Annotated in this window: 23 protein-coding genes; 14 read left to right on the forward strand and 9 right to left on the reverse strand. The window is 65.3% G+C overall.

The genetic code is table 11. The features are described 5' to 3' along the window. Positions 1-9: 9 nt before the first annotated feature. Positions 10-957 carry a protein translocase subunit SecF gene (secF, locus tag F468_RS0108240; protein WP_018139381.1) on the forward strand — a complete coding sequence of 316 codons (948 nt, stop codon included), beginning with the start codon at positions 10-12 and terminating at the stop codon, positions 955-957. Positions 958-1,038: 81 nt separating this feature from the next. Here the strand turns inward: secF and F468_RS0108245 are convergent, their stop codons facing one another. Genes F468_RS0108245 through F468_RS0108260 form a run of 4 tightly spaced genes read right to left on the reverse strand, consistent with a single transcriptional unit; the run spans position 1,039 to position 4,562 of the window. Next, the gene (locus F468_RS0108245; RefSeq protein WP_026278833.1) at positions 1,039-1,557 is read right to left on the reverse strand and encodes a DUF302 domain-containing protein; all 519 of its coding nucleotides are present in this window, start codon (positions 1,555-1,557) and stop codon (positions 1,039-1,041) included. A 40-nt stretch (positions 1,558-1,597) separates the two neighbouring features. After that, the gene (locus F468_RS0108250) at positions 1,598-2,128 is read right to left on the reverse strand and encodes a C40 family peptidase (RefSeq protein WP_231362281.1); all 531 of its coding nucleotides are present in this window, start codon (positions 2,126-2,128) and stop codon (positions 1,598-1,600) included. Between the two features lie 46 nt (positions 2,129-2,174). After that, positions 2,175-2,948, reverse strand: coding sequence for a hypothetical protein (locus F468_RS0108255; protein ID WP_018174378.1), 774 nt, complete (start codon positions 2,946-2,948; stop codon positions 2,175-2,177). 51 nt (positions 2,949-2,999) lie between these two features. Then, positions 3,000-4,562, reverse strand: coding sequence for a bifunctional aminoglycoside phosphotransferase/ATP-binding protein (locus F468_RS0108260; protein WP_018994941.1), 1,563 nt, complete (start codon positions 4,560-4,562; stop codon positions 3,000-3,002). A gap of 152 nt (positions 4,563-4,714) precedes the next feature. On the opposite strand from F468_RS0108260, the gene mrcB reads away from it, so the two are divergent. From mrcB to truD, 5 genes are read left to right on the forward strand one after another with little or no spacing between them, the layout of a single operon-like run. After that, positions 4,715-7,057, forward strand: a complete 2,343-nt coding sequence (gene mrcB / locus F468_RS0108265; RefSeq protein ID WP_155997844.1) for a penicillin-binding protein 1B — start codon at positions 4,715-4,717, stop codon at positions 7,055-7,057. Beyond that, positions 7,057-7,605, forward strand: a complete 549-nt coding sequence (locus F468_RS0108270) for a tetratricopeptide repeat protein (protein ID WP_018139387.1) — start codon at positions 7,057-7,059, stop codon at positions 7,603-7,605. The genes mrcB and F468_RS0108270 overlap by 1 nt, the downstream gene beginning before the upstream one ends. 43 nt (positions 7,606-7,648) lie before the next feature. Next, positions 7,649-9,592 (forward strand): ATP-dependent DNA helicase, encoded by a 1,944-nt coding sequence (locus F468_RS0108275; protein WP_018994943.1) that lies wholly within the window; start codon positions 7,649-7,651, stop codon positions 9,590-9,592. After that, entirely contained in the window at positions 9,583-10,284 is a 702-nt protein-coding gene (tsaB, locus tag F468_RS0108280; RefSeq protein ID WP_018139389.1) for a tRNA (adenosine(37)-N6)-threonylcarbamoyltransferase complex dimerization subunit type 1 TsaB, read from the forward strand. The genes F468_RS0108275 and tsaB overlap by 10 nt, the downstream gene beginning before the upstream one ends. Beyond that, the gene (gene truD / locus F468_RS0108285) at positions 10,281-11,330 is read left to right on the forward strand and encodes a tRNA pseudouridine(13) synthase TruD (RefSeq protein ID WP_081601220.1); all 1,050 of its coding nucleotides are present in this window, start codon (positions 10,281-10,283) and stop codon (positions 11,328-11,330) included. Before tsaB ends, truD begins: the two co-directional genes overlap by 4 nt. A gap of 13 nt (positions 11,331-11,343) precedes the next feature. On the opposite strand, the gene F468_RS0108290 is transcribed toward truD, so the two are convergent. The 3 genes from F468_RS0108290 to F468_RS0108300 all read right to left on the reverse strand — a co-directional run bounded on the left by F468_RS0108290 (position 11,344) and on the right by F468_RS0108300 (position 13,356). Beyond that, positions 11,344-11,787, reverse strand: coding sequence for a PAS sensor domain-containing protein (locus F468_RS0108290; protein ID WP_018139391.1), 444 nt, complete (start codon positions 11,785-11,787; stop codon positions 11,344-11,346). A 181-nt stretch (positions 11,788-11,968) separates the two neighbouring features. Next, positions 11,969-12,577 (reverse strand): DUF3365 domain-containing protein, encoded by a 609-nt coding sequence (locus F468_RS0108295; protein WP_038038771.1) that lies wholly within the window; start codon positions 12,575-12,577, stop codon positions 11,969-11,971. Between the two features lie 218 nt (positions 12,578-12,795). Next, entirely contained in the window at positions 12,796-13,356 is a 561-nt protein-coding gene (locus tag F468_RS0108300) for a Smr/MutS family protein (protein WP_018139393.1), read from the reverse strand. Positions 13,357-13,481: 125 nt separating this feature from the next. On the opposite strand from F468_RS0108300, the gene surE reads away from it, so the two are divergent. From surE to rpoS, 5 genes are read left to right on the forward strand one after another with little or no spacing between them, the layout of a single operon-like run. Continuing rightward, positions 13,482-14,255 carry a 5'/3'-nucleotidase SurE gene (gene surE, locus F468_RS0108305; RefSeq protein WP_018139394.1) on the forward strand — a complete coding sequence of 258 codons (774 nt, stop codon included), beginning with the start codon at positions 13,482-13,484 and terminating at the stop codon, positions 14,253-14,255. Further along, positions 14,245-14,910: a protein-L-isoaspartate(D-aspartate) O-methyltransferase gene (locus tag F468_RS0108310; protein ID WP_026182228.1), complete on the forward strand. Its 666-nt coding sequence runs from the start codon at positions 14,245-14,247 to the stop codon at positions 14,908-14,910. Before surE ends, F468_RS0108310 begins: the two co-directional genes overlap by 11 nt. Positions 14,911-14,957: 47 nt before the next feature. Beyond that, positions 14,958-15,542: a YqaA family protein gene (locus tag F468_RS0108315; protein WP_018139396.1), complete on the forward strand. Its 585-nt coding sequence runs from the start codon at positions 14,958-14,960 to the stop codon at positions 15,540-15,542. Between the two features lie 31 nt (positions 15,543-15,573). Then, on the forward strand, positions 15,574-16,314 hold the full coding sequence (locus tag F468_RS0108320; protein WP_018139397.1) for a peptidoglycan DD-metalloendopeptidase family protein: 741 nt from the start codon (positions 15,574-15,576) through the stop codon (positions 16,312-16,314). A 25-nt stretch (positions 16,315-16,339) separates the two neighbouring features. Beyond that, on the forward strand, positions 16,340-17,416 hold the full coding sequence (gene rpoS / locus F468_RS0108325) for an RNA polymerase sigma factor RpoS (protein ID WP_018139398.1): 1,077 nt from the start codon (positions 16,340-16,342) through the stop codon (positions 17,414-17,416). Positions 17,417-17,440: 24 nt separating this feature from the next. Here the strand turns inward: rpoS and F468_RS0108330 are convergent, their stop codons facing one another. Further along, the gene (locus tag F468_RS0108330; protein ID WP_018994944.1) at positions 17,441-17,821 is read right to left on the reverse strand and encodes an Mth938-like domain-containing protein; all 381 of its coding nucleotides are present in this window, start codon (positions 17,819-17,821) and stop codon (positions 17,441-17,443) included. A gap of 195 nt (positions 17,822-18,016) precedes the next feature. Between F468_RS0108330 and alaC the strand changes: the two genes are divergently transcribed. The 3 genes from alaC to thrC are packed head-to-tail and all read left to right on the forward strand — an operon-like array spanning position 18,017 to position 21,796. Then, entirely contained in the window at positions 18,017-19,246 is a 1,230-nt protein-coding gene (gene alaC / locus F468_RS0108335) for an alanine transaminase (protein ID WP_018994945.1), read from the forward strand. 55 nt (positions 19,247-19,301) lie between these two features. Then, positions 19,302-20,615, forward strand: coding sequence for a homoserine dehydrogenase (locus F468_RS0108340; protein ID WP_018994946.1), 1,314 nt, complete (start codon positions 19,302-19,304; stop codon positions 20,613-20,615). 38 nt (positions 20,616-20,653) lie between these two features. Then, positions 20,654-21,796, forward strand: coding sequence for a threonine synthase (gene thrC / locus F468_RS0108345; protein ID WP_012982677.1), 1,143 nt, complete (start codon positions 20,654-20,656; stop codon positions 21,794-21,796). A gap of 37 nt (positions 21,797-21,833) precedes the next feature. Here thrC and F468_RS0108350 read toward each other — a convergent pair whose 3' ends face one another. Continuing rightward, positions 21,834-22,622, reverse strand: coding sequence for a RibD family protein (locus F468_RS0108350; protein WP_018994947.1), 789 nt, complete (start codon positions 22,620-22,622; stop codon positions 21,834-21,836). Positions 22,623-22,752 lie beyond the last annotated feature (130 nt).

The raw sequence follows: 22,752 nt of genomic DNA on the forward strand, positions 1-22,752 counted from the left end.
GAGAACGACATGCTTCCGCATTTGAATTTCGCCGAATCGAATCTCGATTTTCTCGGCAAGCGCAAGATCACGATCACGGTTTCCCTGATCCTGATCCTGATTTCCGTGGCGCTTCTGGCCACGCGCGGGCTGAATTTCGGGATCGACTTTACCGGTGGCACGCTGGTCGAGGTCGGATATCCCGAGGCGGTCGAGCTCGATCCGATCCGCGAGACGCTGGCCGATGGCGGCTTCGCCGGGGCCCAGGTGCAGACCTTTGGTACTTCACGCGATGTCCTGATTCGTCTGCCCCCGAGCGAGGACGACGATGATCCGGCCACGCTGTCCAACCGCGTACTCAATGTCTTGCAGGATGGAGGTCCGGATGACCCGGATCTGCGGCGTGTGGAGTTCGTGGGGCCTGCCGTGGGCGAGGAGCTGCGCGAGCAGGGGGGGCTGGCGATGATCTACGCCCTGGCCGGGATCCTGATTTACGTCGCGGTCCGCTTCGAGTGGCGATTCTCGATCGGTTCGGTGCTTGCGTTGATCCACGATGTGGTGATCACGCTCGGGATTTTCTCGCTGCTGCAGCTCGAGTTTGACTTGGGGGTCCTGGCGGCGGTGCTTGCGGTGATCGGGTATTCATTGAATGACACGATCGTGGTGTATGACCGAATACGCGAGAATTTCCGAATATTGCGCAAGAAGGGCACCGAAGAGGTGATGAACATCGCGGTGAACAAGACCCTGGCGCGTACCATTGTCACCAGTACGACGACCCTGCTGGTGTTGTTCGCGCTGGCGTTCCTGGGTGGCGCTGCGCTGCAGAACTTCTCGATCGCGCTGATCATCGGGGTGATTGTGGGTACCTATTCGTCGATCTTTATCGCGGCCACCGCGGCATTGCTGCTAGGCGTGGACCGCCAGGTGCTACTCCCGGTGAAGAAGGAAGGCGCCGAGGAAGATCAGACGCCTTAGCGGACATCCGCTGGAATCAGTGGGCACAAAAAAGCCCGGCAGCCTGCGAGGCTAGCCGGGCTTTTCGCGTTCAGGCGGTGGTCAGAACGACAGCGCTTCCTTGATGATGCGCTCCACCAGTTCGTTTACGTCGCGCAGGCTCTTCTTGGAGTCTTCTTCACCGATCTCGGGGACAGGGGTGTAGCCCATGTACACCACGCCGGGCTCATCGGTCAGCTCGTACACCGTGATGATGTAGGGGCAGAACACCATGTTGTGCGGGTCGGCCTCCATCGTGGCGCGCGAATAGCTGGCGCTACAGAAGTCCAGGGACTTGCCATTGAGATAAATGCCCTCGCCACTCTCCTGGCCAGCGGTGCGGTCCAGCATGTTGGCGATGTAGCCGACGTTGTTGATCACCAGGCCCTCGGATGCGATGGCTTCCTCGACCATTTCAAAGTAGTGATCGAACTCGCCTTCGATCTTGAAGATCACGCGTTCGTCGGTTTCCATCACGGTTTCGTACGCACTGGCAGTGGCACCCAGTGCCAGGCCGGCGCCCAGCGTCAGGGCGAGCGCCGAACGGCGCAGCAGTTGGGACAAATTAGGGAATGCCTTCATGGTTCCTTCCTCGTAGTAGCTTCCAGGGGCCCAAGGCCCATTAGTCGAAGAAATGGCCCGCGAATCGGGTGCGCGGGGCCCAGTAGGGATTGTCGAGTTCCTCGATGCGGACCTGCCCGCGCGAGCTTGGCGCATGGACAAATCGGCCTTCACCGACATAGACCCCGACGTGGTCAATTTGATTCCCGTTGATGGCGAAGAACACGACGTCTCCGGGGCTTGGGTCACCATCGCGCTTTACGGCGGCCGAGGCCTGTTCGCCCGTGGTCCGAGGGACATCTTGACCCGCCTCGCGGTAGGCGCGCTGTACCAGGGCGGAGCAGTCGAGCCCGTTGGCGTCGGTGCCGCCGTAGCGGTAGGGCGTGTCGAGGTGTCCGAGCGCCGCCAGTACGACCTCGGAGCGCTTCAGCTCGGCCTCGGGAACATAACTCATCGGGCCTTCGGCTACCCGGGGTTCCGGATCGACCTTGAGGGGCTCCGGTGCCGGCCCGCGTGGTTCAGGGCTGCTTGCGCACCCGGCCAGTACGAGCGCTGCCCCTAGCAAGGGGAGAACGCTGTGGGAGGATGGTATGCCGGATTGGGACCCGTAGGCCGGGGAGGGCGTTGGCCCCGGAGCATTAGAACATCTCGGTTTCTTCATAGCTTTCCGGTACCTGGAACAAGGCCTCGCTAAGGGCGTCCGTCGACAGCCCTGCCAGTCGGGTCGTGACGCCATCGTGTTCGCGGACCTCGAGAGGGATGCCCTCCACACGGGGAAGGAGCGACGCCCCCATCTGGGAGGCCATGGGGCCTCCGGCCTCAAGGGCGCGCAAGGACAGCTCATAGAGGCGATCCATCAAGGCCCCGAGGGTCTGAAAATCGGACGCCTCCAGGCCCAAGGATTGCGCGTCGGCGACGCAAACGGTGCTCTGGGGGCGGTCATCGATCAGCACTTCGATTTCGCTGCAGACAAAGTCCCCGATCTCGCGTTGCTCATTGGTCTCGCGGGTACTGATTTCGGCCTCGAACCCCTCGGGGCCGATCCCAAGCTGCTGTTTGAGCTGATCGCGAACGTCCGGGGGGAGCTGCTCCATCTGGCGGCGCAGGTCGCTGACCATGTCGGTCATCGCCTGGATCTGTTGATCCATCACCTCGCGCGTCAACGGCAGATAGGTCTGCTCGTCGTCATCCACGACGGTGAGCTGGTCGTTGCGCGCGTCGAACAGCATGTACCCGGAAGTTCCGCTGATCGCCTCGTTCAGCTCCATGCGGATCATGTGATCGCGCACGAGGATCTGGCTCTCGAGCCCTTCGTCGTCGATGTAGTGCAAAAGGGCGTCAGCCTGGGCCGGCAGGGCGGTCGCCAGGACAATCAGACAGGCAGCCGGGAGTAGGGCGAGGGTACGGGACATAGGCATTCGCAGATGTTGTGTCAGGCTGTATTTTGGCACGTACGCGGACAATTAGGCGGAAACCGGTTGCAGAAGCTGGCGTGCCAGGGCATCGGTATCCAGCGGCTGTTCCGGGGCAACCTCCACGACGCCCTCCGCTCCGGTCGGCCATTCCTGCTGCGGGCGTTGCTGCTGCATCACCTGGTAGTCGGCATCGGACGCATCCTTACCGGCCGCAGAGCGTTGCTCGAGGCGTTCCTGCAGGACGCGATCGCTGGCGTGGCAGGCGACGACTGCAAACCCCGCCTGGTGCCGGGTAGCGAGCTGCTGGAAGGGTGCCCGCTGGGCACGGGTCAGGAAGGTCGCGTCGACGATCACGGTGTGCCCCAGCGCCAGCAGGGTGTCCGCGCGGGCGCGCAGGTGGTCGTAGATCTGCCCGCGAGCCTCTTCGCTGTAGGAGACCGCGTCGCCCATGCGCTTGCGCTCGATATCGGAGCGCAGCCGCAGCGCCCCGAGGGCCTCAACGATCTGCGTGCTGATCACGGTCTTGCCGCTGCCGGATACGCCATGCATCAGCACCAGGCGCGGCGCAGACGGCTCGGTCAGGCGTTCGGCGAGTGCGAGATAGCGCCCCATTTCGGCGCGGTGGGCCGCCTGTTCGTCCGAGGGGAGATGCGACTCCTGCGCGTGGATGCCCTGCACCTTGGCGCGGATCAGAGCGCGATAGACCTGATAAAGGGGCAGCAGGCGGAGCCCGGCGATGTCGTCACGACCGTCCAGGTAGGCATTCAGCAAGCGCCAGGCATGCGCCCGGGCCTTGCGTGCCAGCAGGTCCATGGTGGTGAACGCGATCTCGGAGATCACGTCGATCCAGCGCAACTCGGGATCGAACTCGATCGCATCAAACGCCGCCAGCGTCTCGCCGTTTTCCGGATCGTCGACATACACGATGTTGCCCAGGTGCAGGTCGCCATGCCCGTGGCGGATGAAGCCCTCGCGGTGGCGTGATTCGAGAAGCGGGCCCAGGCGCTCGATTTCGTTCCGGGTCCAGCGCTCCAGCGCCGTGAGCCGGGCCCTGTCGACCTCGCCATGGATCGCTTCGCCCAGGGCCGGGAAGTTGTCGAGCATGGGCTGGGTTGCCGCTTCCGGGGTGCCATGGGGCGAGTCGGCGCCGACCCGCTCGGTGCGCTCGTGAAAGGCAGCGATGTAGTGGCCCAGTGCCTCCATGGCCTCGGTGGGCAACTGGCCCTGTTCCAGCAGGTTATCCAGTTGCTTGCGGCGATCGAATCGGCGCATGCATACGGCGTAGTCGAGGATCGGGCCTTCGCCATTGATGCGGGGAGCCGAGGCATCTCCGTTCAGGGTCACCACATCGAGATAGATTTGCGGGGCGAGGCGGCGATTCACCTTCAACTCGGTTTCACAGAAGTGCTGGCGCGCGTCGAGCGTGGTGAAGTCCAGGAATCCCAGTGCGAGTGGCTTCTTGAATTTGTAGGCATAGTCACCGGCGAGAATGACGGTCGAGATGTGGGTCTCGATGCGCTGCACCTGATCTTTCGTTGGTGTGGGCTCCGGGAATCCCAGCGTCGCAATCAGGGTCTGCAGTTGTTGTTGGTGTTGTTCCAGCGCGCTCATCACGCCTCCATGGGATTGGCAGATCGCGATCGGGTGGACGGGTTTTGTGCCGATTCGTTCCCGGAAACGCGGCATTTGCGGCATGTCTGCTGTTCCCGGTCAGGTTAACATTGGGACTGATCCCTTTCCTTGTGCCGTTTCCAGAAGCCCTCATGCCCCGAAAACGTACGACCCGTTCCCGCCGAGGTGCCCGATCCGGAGGCCTGCGCCGTTTCTTTGGTGCCGGGGTGTGGCTGTTCGCCGGTCTGGTGCTGGCCGGCGTCGGGGTTGGGGCGATCTACGTCGTCTCGCTCGATCAGGAGATTCGCGAGCGCTTCGAGGGCCAGCGCTGGGCCTTGCCGGCGCGCGTCTACGCGCGACCGCTTGAGCTGTACGAGGGCCGGGCGCTTACGCCCCAGGCGCTTGAAACTGAACTGGAGACACTGAACTACCGCAGTAGTGCACAGGGAAGCGGCCCGGGCGAGTATCGCGTGGACGGCAACCGGGTGTCGTTTACCACGCGCCCGTTCACCTTTGGCGACGGTCCGGAGCCGGCCCATTCGGTGCGAGTGGATTTTTCGGATGGAAGGGTGCAGTCCGTCCAGAAGCAAGGGAACGGTGAGCGCGTCGATCTGATGCGGGTCGAGCCCTTGCTGATCGGGAGCATCTACCCGACCCATGGCCAGGATCGCATCCTCGTGGCCATAGACGAGGTGCCACGGGAACTGATCGGTGCACTGCTCGCGATCGAGGATCGTCGCTTCATGTCGCACCGCGGGGTGGACCCGGCGGGAATTGCCCGGGCCGCTATGGCGAATCTGCGCGCGGGGCGGACGGTGCAGGGTGGCAGTACGCTGACGCAGCAGCTGGTCAAGAACTTCTACCTGACACGGGACCAGACGTTGGCGCGCAAGGCGAACGAGGCGGTCATGGCTCTGTTGTTGGAGCGACGCTATTCCAAGCGCGAGATCCTTGAGGCCTATATCAACGAGGTCTACCTGGGCCAGTCGGGCGAGCGCGCGATTCACGGATTCGGCCAGGCGTCCCAGTTCTACTATCAACGTCCGCTGAACGAACTCCGCCTGGACCAGTTGGCGCTTCTGGTAGGGCTCGCCCGCGGTGCCAGCTACTACGACCCCCGGCGTCACCCCCAGCGTGCCGAGGCGCGCCGTGATCAGGTGCTGCGGGCGATGCTGGAGACCGGGCTGGCCGATGCCGACCAGGTCGAGGCTGCGATGGATACAGAACTCGATGTAACCCCCGTGGTGCCCCAGGGACGCAGCCGATTTCCGGCGTTTCTCGACATGGTGCGCCGCGAGCTGCGCGACGACTACGCGGACGAAGATCTGCGCAGCGAGGGGCTACGCATCTTCACCACGATGGACCCGGTCGTGCAGCTCACGCTGGAGGAGCGCGTGAAGGCAGGTGTGGATCGGGTGATCGAGCAGCGCGGGTCCAGCCTGGAGCGCCTGCAGGCGGCTGCCGTTGTGACCGATCCCCAGGCGGGTGAGGTGCTCGCAGTGGTGGGCGATCGCAATCCGCAGTATCCCGGCTATAACCGGGCGGTCGAGGCGCAACGTCAGGTCGGGTCGGTACTCAAGCCCTTCGTCTATCTGGCCGCGCTCACGCAACCCGGGCGCTATACGCTAGCAAGTCTGCTGGATGACAGCCCAATGACCATCCAGCTGCCGCATGGCGAACCCTGGACGCCGCGCAACTTCGATCGCGAGCACCGCGGCGACGTGACGGCGTGGGAGGCACTGGTCCAGTCCTACAACGTCGCCACGGTCCAGCTGGCCGAAGAGATCGGTATTTCGCAGCTGATCGACGTGCTGCAGACGCTCGGCTTGCAGCGCACCCCGGCGCCGTTGCCCTCGCTGGCCCTCGGGGCGATCGAGTTGTCGCCACTGGAGGTGGCCGGGCTGTATCAGGCGCTCGCCAATGGTGGCTATGCGACCGGCACCCGCGCGATTCGCGATGTCCTCGATCTCGAGGACGAGGTCCTGTCCCACTACGGGCTGGAACTGCGCGGTGCTGTACCCGATGGGGCGGTCAGCCTGCTGACCCACGCCCTGCATGATGTGACTACCGAGGGGACCGGGCGGCAGATCAGCCAGCGCCTCCCGGGGCGCGTCGTGGCCGGCAAGACCGGCACCACGAACAACTTCCGCGACAGCTGGTTCGCCGGGTTCGATGATCGCCATGTCACGGTGGTCTGGCTGGGGATGGACGACAACGAGGCGACCGGCCTGACCGGAGGGGCGGCCGCCGCCCCCATCTGGGCGGACATAATGGCAGGTCTCGGCGCCCAGTCGCTGCGCCTCGACCGTCATCCGGAGATTGCCTATCAGGCGATTGACCTGAAGTCCGGGCTCCGTGTCGAGCAGGACGACCATGCCTGCGAGGCGGTGAAATCGCTCCCGTTCTGGCAGAATTCCATCCCCGAGAGCCGTGCCGACTGCGACACGGGCCGTACCCCGGATGAGCGGGGCTTTTTCGAGAGATTGTTCCGCTGATGACTTCAACCACCTCCTTACGCTCGAGCCTGCCGTTTCGACCTCGCCCGGTCGCCGCACTGCTGACGGTGCTGTTTCTGGCGGCCTGTGCGGTGCCGGAGACACGGGCCCCGGCTCCCGAGCAGCCGCCGGCGGCCGAGGCACCGGAGCCTGAGGCGATCCCGCACGAGGAGTCGCGCGAGCCTGAACCGGCGGCGGAGCCGGACGCCACGCCGTCGGCCGCGCTGGCCCTGGCCGAGCAGGCTGAAGGCTCGCGCAGCGAGGGGAACCTCGAGCGTGCCGCCCAGCAGCTGGAGCGTGCGCTGCGGATTGCGCCGCGCGATGCCTCGCTGTGGCATCAGATGGCCCACATCCGGCTGGAGCAGGGCAATTACCCGCAGGCGGACCGTCTGGCAGGGCGCTCGCTGCAACTGGGCGGCGAACGGGATCGTTCGCTTGCTCTCGAGAACTGGCGAGTGATCAAGGCCGCGCGCGAGGCGATGGGTGACGAAGAAGGCGTCCGGGAGGCCCAGGAGGCCATTCAGAGGCTGGAAACCGGCGTTGTCTGAGTCCGCCGAATCACCCGCGACGGCCCCATCCGGGTCGGCGGCCGTGCGCGCGCTGAGCCCCGGCGGCGATCTGGCCGAGGCACTGCACGGGTTTCGCCCGCGCGAGCCGCAGCAGCGCATGGCGGCGGCCGTGGAGTTGGCCCTGGGGCAGGCCCCGACTGCATTGCTCGTGGAGGCCGCCACAGGGGTGGGCAAGACCTTTGCGTATCTGGTGCCGGTCCTCCAGTCACGCCGCAAGGCCCTGGTGTCGACGGGCACCAAGACGCTGCAGGACCAGCTTTTCGAACGGGATCTTCCGACCGTATGCGAGGCATTGGGCTATCGCCCGCGCACCGCACTGCTAAAGGGCCGCGCTAACTACCTGTGCCATTACCGCCTGGCACTCGCGGCCGCCGAGGCCGGGGGCCAGACGCAACGTAGCGCGCAGCGCGAGCGCATGCCCGTTATCGAGGCGCTGCGGCAGTTCGCGCGCACCCATGCCACGGGCGATCTGGGACAAGCGGGCATCCTGGCCGAAGACTCGCCCCTGTGGCCGCAGGTGACCTCCACCGTCGACAACTGCCTGGGCAGCGAGTGTCCGCAATACAACGACTGCTTCGTGGTGCAGGCGCGCAAGCGCGCGCAGGACGCCGATATCGTGGTCGTGAATCACCACCTCCTGCTCGCCGATATGGCGCTGAAGGAAGAGGGTTTCGGCGAGCTCCTGCCGGAGGTGGATGCCGTGATCGTCGACGAGGCCCATCAGCTGCCGGAGATCGCCGGAGCTTTCTTCGGCGTTGCCGTGGGGAGCCGGGCGTTGCGCGACCTGGCGCGCGATGTGCGCCGGGAGCAGGAGCAGGCCGCCCCGGAGATGGTGGTGATCCGCGAGGCTGCGGTCGAGCTTGAGACTGTGGCGAAGAAGCTGCTCGACGCGACACAGGGCATGGAACCGCGCGCCGCCTGGGACGTGGTGAACGAGAAGGGCCAGGTGGAGCCGTCGATCGAGGAGCTGGACGAGGCCCTTTGCGGGTTGAGTGATGCGCTGGTCCCGGCCACCGAGCGCGGACCCGGCCTCGAGCAGGTGCAGGGGCGGGTACTGCTGATGCGGGAACGTCTGCAGACCTGGCGCGAGGACACGCCGGATACCGTAGCCTGGGTGGAGCGCTTCGCGCAGAGTCTGATCCTGCACAGGACGCCGCTGGATGCCGCGCGACCGCTGGCGCAACGGCGGGCCGCGCGCCCGGCTGCCTGGGTCTTCACCTCGGCTACGCTGGCCGTTGGAGAGGACTTCACCCATGCCTCGCGCCGTCTGGGACTGCCCGCGGACGTCGCCCAGGAACGCCTGGAGAGCCCCTTCGACTTTGCCCGGCAGGCCTGCCTGGTGCATCCGCAGCCTCCGCTGCCCAACCCGAACAGCCCCGAATACACGCGCGCCTGTGTCGCCTGGGCCTGGCCTCTGCTGCGTGACAACCCGGGCGGCGGGTTTTTTCTGTTCACCAGCCATCGTGCTCTGCAGGAGGCGGCGGCACTGCTACGGGCCGAGCTGCCCGATCGCGAACTGCTGGTACAGGGCGAGCAGCCCCGTAACGACCTGCTGGCACGGTTTCGCGAGAGTGGTAACGCCTGGTTGCTGGGTGCCCACAGCTTCTGGGAGGGCGTCGATATCCGCGGGGAGGCGCTGTCGGTGGTGATCATCGACCGCCTGCCGTTTGCGGCGCCAAACGACCCGGTGCTGCAAGCCCGCGCGCAGGCCCTGGAGGCCGAAGGGCGTTCGCCGTTCATGGAGTTCAGCCTGCCGCAGGCGGTGCTGGCCCTGAAGCAGGGGGCTGGACGCCTGATTCGTGATGCGGATGACTCCGGCATCCTTGCGATCTGTGATCCCCGGCTGACCGGAAAGTCCTATGGACGCCGGTTCCTGGCCAGCCTTCCACCGTTTTATCGGACGCGGGACCCGATCGCGGCTCTGCAGTTTCTGGCGACCGCACGGGAGCGTGTCGAATGCGACTGATCGCCATCGAGACCTGCACCGAGATGTGCTCCGCCGCGTTGTGGGTGGATGGGGCCCTGGAAAGCGTCGAGGTGCGTGCCCCACGCAAGCATGGCGAACTGATACTCCGGCAGGTGGAGGAGCTGCTGGCGCGGTCGGATATTGCACGCTCGTCCCTGGATGCCGTTGCCGTCGGCCGTGGACCGGGGGCATTTACCGGCGTTCGCCTTGGGCTGGGTGTCGCACAGGGCATGGCCTTTGCCCTGGATTGCCCGGTGCTCCCGATATCGACCCTGCAGGCGCTTGCGCAGCAACTGGTCAGCGAACGGCCCGACTCACCGTCGGGCGAGATCCTTGCGGCCCTCGACGCCCGCATGGGCGAGGTGTACTGGAGTCTGAATACGGTCGTCGAAGGGCGTGCGCAGGCAGCGGCGGAACAGGTCGCGGCGCCCGGACAGATATCCCCCGCCTGGCGTGGCGCACCCGACCGTGGCATCGGTTCCGGTTTTGCCGCCTATCCTGAACTGGGCGAACGCTGCGGATTGGGCGAGGAGCGGCTCTATCCGGACGCACTGCCGCGGGCGCGCGAGGTGGCCATGCTGGCCGTGGATGCATGGGCACGGGGCGAGGCAATTCCGCCCGAACAGGCGCAGCCGGTTTACCTGCGCGATAACGTTGCCGCGCCGCCCAGTCCGCGAGGGGCGAAGACATGACGCCGGTATATCCATGGTCGCCACCGATTACCGGGCGCATGAAAGAGGCCCCGGAAGATTTCTGCGTGTTCGAGCTTCCTGCGACCGAACCGGAAGGCAGTGGCGAGCACCTGTGGCTGGAGATCGAAAAGCGGCTGCTCAACACCGAAGATGTCGCCGTCGCGCTGGCGCGGGCTTGCGGGGTGCCGCGCGGCCAGGTGAGCTATGCCGGGCGCAAGGACCGGCAGGCCGTGACGCGGCAGTGGTTCAGCGTGCAGTGCACGGCCGCTGCCGAACCGGACTGGCAAGATCCAGCGACCTTGATACAACGCATGGGCAAGGACGCTGTGGGCGAGGCCCGAGTGCTGCGGGCCGAGCGGCATTCGCGCAAGCTGCGTACCGGACACCTCGCGGGGAACCGTTTTGTCGTCTGGCTGCGGGACGTTGCGGGCGATCGGGACATGGCGGGGCAGATCCTTCGGCGTATCCGGGAGGAGGGGGTCCCGAATTACTTCGGTCAGCAGCGGTTTGGCCGCCGAAACCTGGAACAGGCCGAGCAGTGGCTAAGCGGGGGGAGGGCGCCGCGGGGGCGCAACCAGCGCAGCCTGCTGCTCTCTGCGGCGCGCTCCGCGATCTTCAATGCCGTTCTGGCAGAACGGGTAGCCGACGATTCCTGGGCACGGTTTCTGCCCGGTGACGTGGCGACGTTTCAAGGCTCCGGCAGTGTGTTTGCCGTCCCGGAGGTGACTGCTGATATCGAACAACGCCTGGCGGAGGGGGTGATACACCCGACGGGCCCGCTGTGGGGTCGTGGCGAGCCACTGACGGCGGGCGATGTGCGTGCGCGGGAGGCAGAGTGTGCCGGTCGTTTCGAGAGCCTGGCGTCCGGTCTGGAGGCCCAGGGCGTGAAGCCGGCACGCCGTGCCCTGCGCATGCTTCCGGGGTCACTCGGTTTCGAGTGGCAGGGGAATGACCTGCGGCTTGAGCTGGAACTTGGCCCCGGCGAGTACGCGACCAGCGTCATCGACGCATTGATGGACAGCGCACCGAAAGCGGATACCCCCTAGGGAGTGGCCGCGCTCAGGCGGAGCGGGCCTCGGTCTGCTTGAGCTTCTGTTCGGCTTTCTCGGCGCGCTGCTCGGCCTCGACCCGGGCCGTGATGTCTTTCTGGATACCGATGTAGTAGGTCAGATGGTCTTCGTCGTTGAACACCGGCGTAAGCGAAAGCTCGTTCCAGAACTGCGAGCCATCCTTGCGGTAGTTGCGCAGTGTGACGCGGCAGGGACGGTTCTCCTGGATTGAAGCTCGGATCTCGGCGATTGCCTCCTGATCGGTATCGCCCCCCTGCAGGAAGCGGCAATCACGGTAGAGGATCTCCTCGGAGCGATAGCCGGTCAGTTCTTCGAAGGCGCGATTGACGTAGATCAGGATGTTGTCATCGCCTTCGCGTTCGGCGATTACGACACCGTCGTTGGAGGCGTCTATCGCGAGGGCCAGGAGTTCGGCATCAATCGTTCGCGTCATAGTTCGGTCACGTTCGTGTTCGGGTCTGGCGGGCGGGACCGTCCTTCAGGGGGATGCCCGTGTTTGAGAATCAAGTGTCTCGAAAATATCACGAATGTGCCCCCTCGCGGGGCATTTTTTGCGCCGGATACGAAAAAGGCCGCCCGGAGGCGGCCTTTCAGGGGGCGAGATGCCCGCTGGATTACATCTCTTGCGTGATAGTGAATGCACCGCGGACGTCGCCTTCGCTGTACCCGGTTGCCTGGTCATCCGGATACAGACGCTCGAGCGCGTGCTTGACGTCGCTACCAATGTCCGAACCGTGGCAGGCCAGGCAGGCACCGCCGGTCGGAATCGCCGCCATGAAGCGGAAACGGGCGCCATCGTCGCCCTCGACCACTTCGTGGCGCGGAGCAAGCTCGTTGGCGGGGGTGCCGTCGGCATGCTGGGACTGGAAATGCTCCAGCTGGATGCGTTCCCATTCGTCCGGACTGTTGTCAGGGTTGCGGATCTTCAGGCTCGTGCGACCGACTTCCCAGCCGGTGTCGGCCGCAATCTCGTCCGCAATTTCGGGAGCCCGCTGGTTGCAGACCTCAATGGCCTGGGTCGGCCCGCCTTCTTCCATGGCGGCGACCAGTTCCCCCTGGAGGGTGCTTGCGAACTGTTCGATCGCCGCTCGAGTTTCGGCGATGCGTTCTTGCAGTTCTGCTTCGGTCATTTCTTTTGCGTGATCGTCGCCAAGGGCGTGTCCGCTAGTGCTGACGAACGCGGCCAAGCCAAGGGCGATCGGGGCTAGCTTCCAATTCTTCATGAACAGGACCTCCCAATGCAGTGTCCGTTGCGTCCCGTAGAACTGTACAAGACTTGTACAGAGCATGGTACGGATTACCGAAGATTGCAAGGACTGGCGTAGGAAAAACGTGAACCAGTCCCGCGCTGAATCCCCAGCCTGGAATCAGTCTAAGCCCAAGAATCAGCGAATGGGAATATGTGACTTAAGTATAGCTGGTGGGCGTGGTAATGCGCGTGCTAGCGCTGCGCTTTCGGCCGCTTCAGGAGGACATACACGGCGCCCGTACCACCATCGGCGGGCGGCGCGGAGCAGAACGCCAGCACGTCGTGGCGCTGGCGCAGCCAGTGATCCGTGAGCCCCTTCAGGACGGGTCCTTTTTGCCGCGAGCGCATGCCCTTGCCATGCACCACACGGACGCAGAGGCGCCCATGCGCGCGGGCTTGATCGAGAAACTGCCCGATCGCCTGTCGCGCCTCGTCCGCGAACATGCCGTGCATGTCGAGTTCATCTTCCACGCGGTAGTGGCCACTGCGAAGTTTACGAAAAATGCGGTGGCTGATGCCGTCGCGGGCATAGCGCAGCTCGTCACCCGGCTGGAGCTCGGAGGCGCCGATCGGATCGCTGAGCCAGTCGGAATGGGCGGCCGCCTCGTCGCGGTCACGTTGATGGGCGCGGGCAGGGGGGCGCGGCTTGCCGGTGTCGGCCTGGTCATGGTGCAGGCGTCGCACATCGCCAATCGCACGCAGGAATTCGTCCGCGTCATCGGGCATATCGTTGGGATCATCACCGGAGTTCATGGCAGGATACTCGCGTTTTCCGTGGCGTGGACGGAGAAGAACCTCAGGCAGACGGTGAGGTTCGTGACCGCGCTCGGTGTTCCGAATCCAGTATATTAGGCCACTTCCCAGCGACCCCAATCCGAATGCGCATTCTGGTAAGCAACGACGATGGTATCCATGCGCCCGGCATCCAGTGCCTGGCCAAATGTCTGCGTGAAGTCGCGGAGGTGCGGGTTGTGGCGCCGGATCGTGACCGCAGTGGTGCGTCCAACAGCCTGACGCTGGTGCGTCCGGTGCGAGCACGGGAAGTGGGGCATGACGGGATTCAGGTGGACGGGACGCCGACCGACTGTGTGCATCTCGCATTGACCGGCCTGCTGGGCGAGTGGGAGCCGGATGTCGTGATCTCCGGGATCAACTCCGGTGCCAATATGGGTGACGATGTGCTGTATTCCGGCACCGTCGCCGCAGCGATGGAAGGGCGTTTCCTGGGTTTGCCGGCTATTGCGGTCTCGCTCGTCGGCACGGACCTCACGAACTATGACGCGGCCGGCCGTATCGTGCTGGATCTGCTGGACCGGATTCATCGCGTTCCCCTGCCGGCCGCGACGATCCTGAACGTCAATGTCCCCGATCTGCCGCGTGACGAGATCCGCGGTGTACAGGCGACACGCCTGGGTAACCGGCACCGGGCCGAGCCGATGATCGCGGACGCCGATCCGCGTGGGCGACCGATCTACTGGGTGGGCCCGGCGGGGTCGGAACAGGACGCCGGGCCGGGTACGGATTTTCATGCGGTGCGAGAGGGCTATGTGTCGGTGACTCCTATTCAGGTGGACTTAACGCGTTACGACGCCATCGATACGGTGGGCCGCTGGCTGGAGGATGCAACGCCCGGGAGCCATCATGGTTCCTGATGCGCGCGGGGCCGGTTTGACGTCGGGCCGAGCAAGAGAACGACTGATCCGCTTGCTGGAAGGTCAGGGTATCCATGACCGCCGGGTGCTCGAGGCCGTTCGCGATGTCCCTCGCCACTTGTTTGTCGAGGAGGCGCTGAGCCATCGGGCTTACGAGAACATCGCGCTGCCTATCGGGCATCGTCAGACGATCTCGCAACCGTTTATTGTCGCGCGCATGACCGAGGCCCTGCTGGAGGGCGGTCCTGTGAGCACGGTGCTGGAGATTGGCACCGGGTCCGGCTATCAGGCGGCCGTTCTCGCCAAGCTCGTGGACCGCGTCTACTCCGTCGAACGCATCCAGGCGCTCAGCCGCAACGCGCGGGAGCTGTTAAGCCGCCTGGGGATCAACAACGTGAACCTGCGGCACGGCGATGGGGCGGAAGGCTGGCCCGAGCGCGCGCCGTTCGACGGCATCATCCTGACCGCCGCACCGCACAACGTTCCGGAGACCCTGCTGACACAGCTGGCCCTCAACGGCCGTCTGGTAGCCCCTGTGGAGGGACCGGACGGGCGCCAGCAACTGGTGCGCTATACGCGGACCGAAGAGGCCTATGTGCGCGATATCCTCGATGCGGTCATGTTCGTTCCTATGTTACCCGGGGCCGAGCAGTGAGGTGCGCGGGTGCCGAGGCGTGATGTCTGCAGCCACCGGGGATCGGCATGAAGCTGTTTGAGCCGTTGTACGATCGGGTCATGCAGTGGTCCCGCCACCGTCATGCCCCGCGCTACCTGGCGACACTGTCGTTTGCCGAATCCTCCTTTTTTCCAGTGCCACCGGATGTCATGCTGGCGCCGATGGCGGCCGCCCGACCACGGGCGGCCTGGCGCCTCGCCGCCCTGACGACGATCTTCTCCGTACTGGGCGGCTTGCTGGGGTATCTGATCGGGTGGGCCGCGTTCGAATGGATTGGACCATGGCTGGAACGCTGGGGATACGGCGGCGAGATCGCGCAGGCCGAGGCCTGGTTTGCCGTCTGGGGCGTGTGGGTGGTGCTGATCGCCGGGTTCTCGCCCATCCCGTACAAGCTGTTCACGGTGACCGCCGGGGCCCTGTCGATGGCCCTGATCCCATTCGTGATTGCATCGCTGATCGGGAGGGGGCTGCGGTTCTTCCTGGTCGCACTCGTGATGGCCTGGGCGGGGCCTCGAGCCGAGCAGCACCTGCGGCCCTATATGGAACGTATTGGCTGGGCAGGTGTGGTCGTGCTGCTGGGCGCGATGGTGATCGTGCTGTTGATGGAATGACGCCTTGAGTCGGCGATTCTTGCAAACGCTCATGCTGGTGGCCATCGCGGGCCTGGTTGTCGCTTTGGTCAGCGGTTGCGCGACACGTGCCCCCAGCGGCAGCAGCGACACGTCGCGTGCCAGTGGCCCGGTGCCTGCGACCCATACGGTTCAGCGCGAAGAAACCCTTTACCGCATTGCCCACCGCTACGGTCTGGACTGGCGTGAAGTCGCCCAGCGCAACGCGATTAGCGCGCCGTACATCATCTACCCCGGGCAGGAACTGCGTCTGCGCGGGGCTGCGCGCTCGTCGCCGCCGCAGGCCCCACGCCAGCAGCGGCAGGAATCCTCAACCGCGAGCAGCAGTGACGGTGATAGTGGTGCATCGCGGGAAGCCGCGCGCTCGGATCCACCGCCGGATGACCCGGGTGGGTGGCGTTGGCCGGCGGATGGCGACGTCCTTCGTGGTTTCTCCAGCAGCGGAACGCGGCGAGGGCTCGCGATTGGCGGAGAACGCGGCGACGAGGTGCGGGCGACGCGGTCCGGAGAGGTGGTCTATGCAGGTGGCGGCCTCGTGGGGTATGGTCGACTGATCATCTTGAAACACGACGCGCGCTTTCTGAGCGCCTATGGCCACAACGACGAGCTCCTGGTCTCCGAAGGGGATCAGGTCGAGGCCGGCGAGACGATAGCGCGTCTGGGTTCATCGGGTGCGGAGCGCCCAATGCTGCACTTCGAGATACGGGTAGACGGAACACCCGTGGATCCGACCCGATATCTGCCGGATCGCTAGATAGAAAAGGGAGTACAGGGCATCCATGGCTAAATCCCGGAAGCCGGTCGATTCCGCACTGGACGAAGAACACCTGATGGATGACGGAACCGGTCAGTCGGGTGAGGAGAATCCTGCCGAACACCTCGGCGCGAACGGCGATCCTCTGGCGACTGGAGAGAGTCCCGAAGAGGTCGAGGTCCCGCCCCCGGAAGACGAGAAGGAACTCTCCCCGGAACAGGATGTTCCAGTACGCCCCCGAACACTGCGCGATGCCCGGCCGGCCGAGCTCGACGCCATCCAGATTTACCTGCGTGACATTGAATACCGGCCCCTGCTGACCCCCGAAGAAGAGCGCAAGTACGCGCGCCTGGCCCGTGATGGCGACGAATCCGGGCGGCGCCGCATGATCGAGTGCAACCTTCGGCTGGTGGTGAAGATCGCGCGGCGCTACCTGAATCGCGGTCTGCCGCTCCTGGATCTGATCGAGGAGGGCAATCTGGGCCTGATGCACGCGGTGGAGAAATTCGATCCCGAACGCGGTTTTCGTTTCTCGACCTACGCGACCTGGTGGATCCGCCAGACGATCGAGCGGGCGCTGATGAACCAGGGGCGCACGATTCGCATCCCGGTGCATGTCAGCAAAGAGCTGCGGATGCACGCGCGGATCGCCCGCAACCTGACCCAGGAGCTGGGTCGCGATCCCACCGAGGAAGAGCTGGCCCAGCGCCTGGGCAAGCCCGTGGCCGAGATCCAGAAGCTGCGGGCGATGTCCGAGCCGTCGACCTCCATGGACCTGCCGCCCGGACCGGACGGCGAGCGTTCGCTCACGGATATCCTGGCGGACGTGAATGCACAGGAGCCGTCGTCGCTGCTGGAGGATCAGGACATTCAGCACCTGGTGGACGAATGGCTGGGTGAACTGGATTACAAGCAGCGCGAGGTGCTGGTGCGACGCTTCGGGTTGCATGGATTCGAGCGCTCGACCCTGGAGCAGGTGGGGGCCGAGATCGGCGTGACACGGGAACGGGTGCGCCAGATTCAGATGGATGCCCTGAAGCGCTTGCGGCGTTTGCTTGAATCGCGCGGGATGAAGGGCGACGAGGTGCTGCCCAACTCCTGACGGCGATGTGCCGTAGGGCCGGGTTCAGCCGCCGCCGTCGATGATCAGGGCGGCTGCCACCTCGCGACCCTCGGCCATGATCAGGTTGTAGGTCCGGCAGGCGGCAGCGGTATCCATGATCTCTACGCCGAATCCTTCGCTGCGCAAATGGCGCCATACGGCCCGGTCCGGAAAGCGTTGCACGTCGCCGGTACCGATTAGCAGCACCTCCGGGGGATGATCGATTACGGGTTGCAGGTGTTCGACCGCCAGCGTGTCGACGGAATCGACCGGCCAGTCTTGCTGCAGCGCATTCGGGCGCACGATCAGGCTGCGGGTGTACCCCACCTGGTTGATCCCCACCGCACCCGACTCGTAGCCGGTCACGATGTAGGTCTCTTCGCTGGTGACTTCGGAGAACAGCATGCGCTACACGCTACTCCGCGCGCGAGGCAGGCTCAAGATCAGGCATTTGTAGCCGGGCCAGTTTGGTGCCCGATTCGTTGACAGAGGCGGGCCCGGGTTATACTTTGGCGCGCTTTCCGGTGCGGTATTCAAGGGGATTCCGCGGCGTCTCCCCGACCTGCTGCCGGCTCGCTTGGCCCAACCAGGACCTGACCTGTGACCGACGTCTTTCCCCGTATCGAGCGCCTCCCGCCCTACGTCTTCAACATCGTGAACCAGTTGAAGGCCGAGGCGCGTGCCCGCGGCGAGGACATTATCGACTTCGGTATGGGTAATCCGGACCAGCCGACCCCGCGTCACATCGTCGACAAGCTCTGCGAGGCCGCGCAGCGCGGCGATACGCATCGCTATTCGGTGTCCAAGGGCATTCCGCGGCTGCGCAGGGCGATTACGCGCTGGTACAAGAGCGAATTCGATGTGGAGCTGGACCCGGAGACCGAGGCGATCGTGACCATCGGGTCCAAGGAAGGTCTCGCGCATCTGGCGCTGGCCACCCTGGGGCCCGGGGACGCGGTGCTGGTTCCGAATCCCGCCTATCCGATCCACCCCTATGGCTGCGTGATTGCCGGGGCGGACGTGCGCCATGTGCCGCTGACGCCGGACGTCGACTTCTTCGCCGAGCTGGAGCGGGCGATTCAGGACTCCTGGCCGAAGCCGAAGATGCTGATCCTGAACTTCCCGGCCAACCCGACCACGCAGTGCGTGGACCGGGACTTCTTCGAGCGGGTCGTGGCGATTTGCAAGGAGCATGGCATCTGGATCGTGCACGATCTTGCCTATGCCGAGATCAGCTTCGATGGCTACAAGGCCCCGTCGATTCTGGAAGTGCCGGGTGCGAAGGATATCGCGGTCGAGTTTTACACCCTGTCCAAGACCTACAACATGCCGGGCTGGCGAGTCGGTTTCATGTGCGGCAACCCGACGTTGGTAGCCGCACTGGCGCGCATCAAGTCCTATCTGGATTACGGCACCTTCACGCCGATCCAGGTCGCCGCGATCGCCGCGCTGGAGGGTCCGCAGGACTGCGTCGACGAGATTCGCGAGCTTTATCGTTCTCGCCGCGACGTGCTGTGCGAGGGGCTCGGCAAGCTGGGCTGGCATGTGGAGAAGCCGAAGGCGACCATGTTCGTCTGGGCGCCGATCCCGGAGGCCTATCGCGAGATGGGGTCGCTCGAGTTCGCCAAGAAGCTGTTGCGGGACGCCAAGGTCGCGGTCTCGCCGGGCGTTGGTTTCGGCAACTACGGCGACGACTTCGTGCGCTTCAGCCTGATCGAGAACGAACAGCGCACGCGGCAGGCCCTGCGCGGGATCAGGGCCATGTTCCGCGCGGACTCGATCCTGGCGGATGCCACCGTCGAGCCGACCGAGCCGGCTCGGGGCGAATAGCAATCAAGCACTCATTCGGGCGGTAGCGCCCGCACGCAGACAAGACAAGGCTTTTATGACGCCGGTAAAGATTGGAATCCTGGGGCTGGGCACGGTTGGCTGTGGCACTGTCAATGTGCTGGACCGTAACGGAATCGAGATCGCGCGCCGGGCTGGCCGTGATATCCAGGTGGTCGCGGCCGCTGCGCGTGATATCGAACGCGAGCGCGACTGCGACTGTTCGCAGGTCCGCCTGACCACGGACCCCGCGGCGGTCGTCAACGACCCGGAGGTTGAGGTCGTCGTCGAACTGATGGGCGGCACCGACCCGGCGCTGAACCTGGTGCTGGCTGCGATCGACGCCGGCAAGCACGTAGTCACCGCGAACAAGGCCCTGATCGCACTGCACGGCAACACCATCTTCCAGCGCGCCCAGGAGAAGGGCGTGATGGTCGCGTTCGAGGCCGCGGTGGCCGGGGGCATCCCGATCATCAAGGCCATCCGCGAGGGCCTGGCCGGCAACCAGATCGAGTGGCTCGCCGGGATCATCAATGGGACCGGCAACTTCATCCTGACGGAGATGCGTGACAAGGGCCGCGACTTCGACGATGTGCTCGCCGAAGCCCAGGCGCTCGGTTATGCCGAGGCCGACCCGACCTTCGACGTGGAGGGCATCGATGCCGCCCACAAGCTGGCGATCCTGGCGTCCATCGCCTTCGGTATCCCGCTGCAGTTCGACCGGGTTGCGGTCGAGGGCATCAGCAATATCACCCGCGAGGACGTCGGTTTCGCCGCCGAACTGGGCTACCGCATCAAGCATCTGGGGATTGCCCGGCGCACCGACAAGGGCTACGAACTGCGCGTGCACCCGACCCTGATCCCGGAGCGCCGGCTGATCGCCAACGTCGACGGCGTGATGAACGCGGTGCTGGTCAATGCCGACGCGGTGGGCCCGACGCTGTACTACGGCGCGGGTGCCGGTGCCGAGGCCACCGCCTCGGCGGTGGTGGCCGATCTGGTCGACGTCGTGCGCGCCCTGACCACGGACCCCGAGAACCGGGTCCCGCATCTCGCCTTCCAGCCGGATGCCCTGTCGGACAAGCCGGTGCTGGATCTGTCCGAGGTGGAGACGTCCTTTTATCTGCGCCTGCGTACCCAGGACCGTCCGGGCGTGCTGGCCGATATCACCCGTATCCTGGGCGAGCACGGCATCAGTATCGAGGCGATCCTGCAACGCGAGCCGGATGCGGAGCGCGGCGAGGCCACGATCATCATGCTGACGCACAAGGTCCGCGAGGGCGCGATGAACGAGGCGATCGCCGCGCTCGAGGCGCTGGATCACCTGCTAACCCCGATTACTCGTATCCGCATGGAAGCGCTGGGCCGCTAGGCTCCGAGTTTCCTGCGCAACACGCTAAAGAGAACACCATGGCCTTTGGACATCGCTATACCGGACTGATCGAACGTTACCGTGACCGCCTGCCGGTGCACGACGACACGCGCATTATCTCCCTGGGTGAGGGCAACACACCGCTGATCCGCCTGAACAATATCCCGCGGGACCTGGCGCGCGAGGTCGAGATTTACGTGAAGTTCGAGGGCCTGAACCCGACCGGCTCGTTCAAGGACCGCGGCATGACCATGGCGGTCACCAAGGCCGTGGAAGAAGGCTCGCGCGCGATTGTCTGCGCCTCCACCGGTAACACCTCCGCCGCGGCGGCCGCCTATGCGGCACGCGCCGGGATCACGGCATTCGTCGTCATCCCCGATGGCAAGATCGCGATGGGCAAGCTGGCCCAGGCGATGATGCACGGCGCCACCGTGATCCAGATCGAGGGCAACTTCGACGATGGCATGCGGCTGGTGAAGGAGGTCGCCTCCAACACGCCGGTGACCCTGGTGAACTCGGTCAATCCGTATCGCCTGCAGGGCCAGAAGACCGCGGCCTTCGAGATCGTCGAGGAACTGGGCCGCGCCCCGGATTATCACTGTCTGCCGGTGGGCAATGCGGGCAACATCACCGCGCACTGGATCGGCTACAGCGAAATGGCCGCCAAGAGCAGCGACGACGTGACGGATGCCTGCTCCTATTGCAAGGGCCACTGCAAGTACGCCGGTGGTGGCATGGTGGGTAACCGCCCGCACATGGTCGGCTATCAGGCGGCCGGCTCCGCGCCCTTCATGCGCGGCGCAATGGTCGACGATCCGGACACCGTGGCCACTGCGATCCGCATTGGGCACCCACAGTCCTGGGACATGGCCTGGAAGGTGCGCGAGGAATCCAGCGGCTGGTTCGACGAGTGCCAGGACGACGAGATCCTGGCCGCGCAGAAGCTCCTGGCCGAGAAGGAAGGCGTGTTCTGCGAGCCCGCCTCGGCGGCGTCGCTGGCCGGCGCCCTGCGCGATATCCGCGAGGGCAAGATTCGGGAGGGTTCCACCGTGGTGTGCACCCTCACGGGTAACGGCCTGAAGGACCCCGACACGGCCATCGCGCAGAGTGTGGTGCAGCCGACCAAGGTCCCGGCGGAGCTGGACGCGGTCTCCCGCGCGATCCGCGACAACCTCGCCTGAGGCCCTTTAACAATCGCAGCGAGCGGCCCCGAAGGGCTCAGGGCTTGCTGCGCAGGTCCAGGTCGTAGAGGGTGTCGCCACCCAGTCGAAAGATCCGGCAGGGTGGGCGCAGGGCCTGATCGAGGGTGTCGATCTCGGGCAGGGTGATGCCGTGGCGCCCGGAGCCGATCAGCATCGGTGCGATCGTCAGATGAAGGCGATCGAGAGTGTCACTGGCGAGAAAGCGCGACACCGTCCGGCCTCCGCCCTCGACCAGCAGTCGATGCAGCCCATGCTCGGCCGCCAGGCGGTCGCGGAGCTCGGGCGGCGCAAAGCGGCCATCGGCATCGACGGGCATCTCCATGCATTCGACGTGGCCGGGCATGTCGCAGGGGCCGTGGCCCTCGGCGTGAAGGACCAGCGTTTTCACCTCGCCGTCCTGGAAGACGCGGGCACTGGACCGGATTCGTCCATCCGGGTCGAGGATGACCCGCACCGGATGGACGCCCTCGGCCTTGCGGACGGTGAGACGCGGGTCGTCGGCGACTACGGTGCCGGCACCCACTACGACGCCGTCCACCAACGCACGCAAGCGGTGCAGGTGCTCGATGTCCTCGGGGCCGGTTACATACTGGGAGTGCCCGCTCTGAGTGGCGATGCGGCCGTCCAGGCTCTGGCCCAGTTGCGCGACGGTGATGCTCTGCGCCTCGATGATCGGGCCGTAGAGCTCCAGCAGGTCGTGCGCAGCCGGGGCAAGGGGGCCGGGCAGGGGGCAGCAGCCCGGATCGGCACGCTGGGCCAGCAGCCAGCGCCAGGCCTCTTCCTCGGTCACCGGATAGGCGGTCATGCCTGGAAAACCCGGGTTTCGCGACCCTTTAGGGGCACATGCGATAGGCTTGGGGGAGACGACAGGGGTGACGGGTCACGGCTGGACAGAGTGGAATTCGCGTCCTGCGGGCTGGTCATAAGAAAAACTC

The sequence above is a fragment of the Thioalkalivibrio sp. ALJ2 genome, from assembly GCF_000378325.1.
GTDB lineage: Bacteria > Pseudomonadota > Gammaproteobacteria > Ectothiorhodospirales > Ectothiorhodospiraceae > Thioalkalivibrio.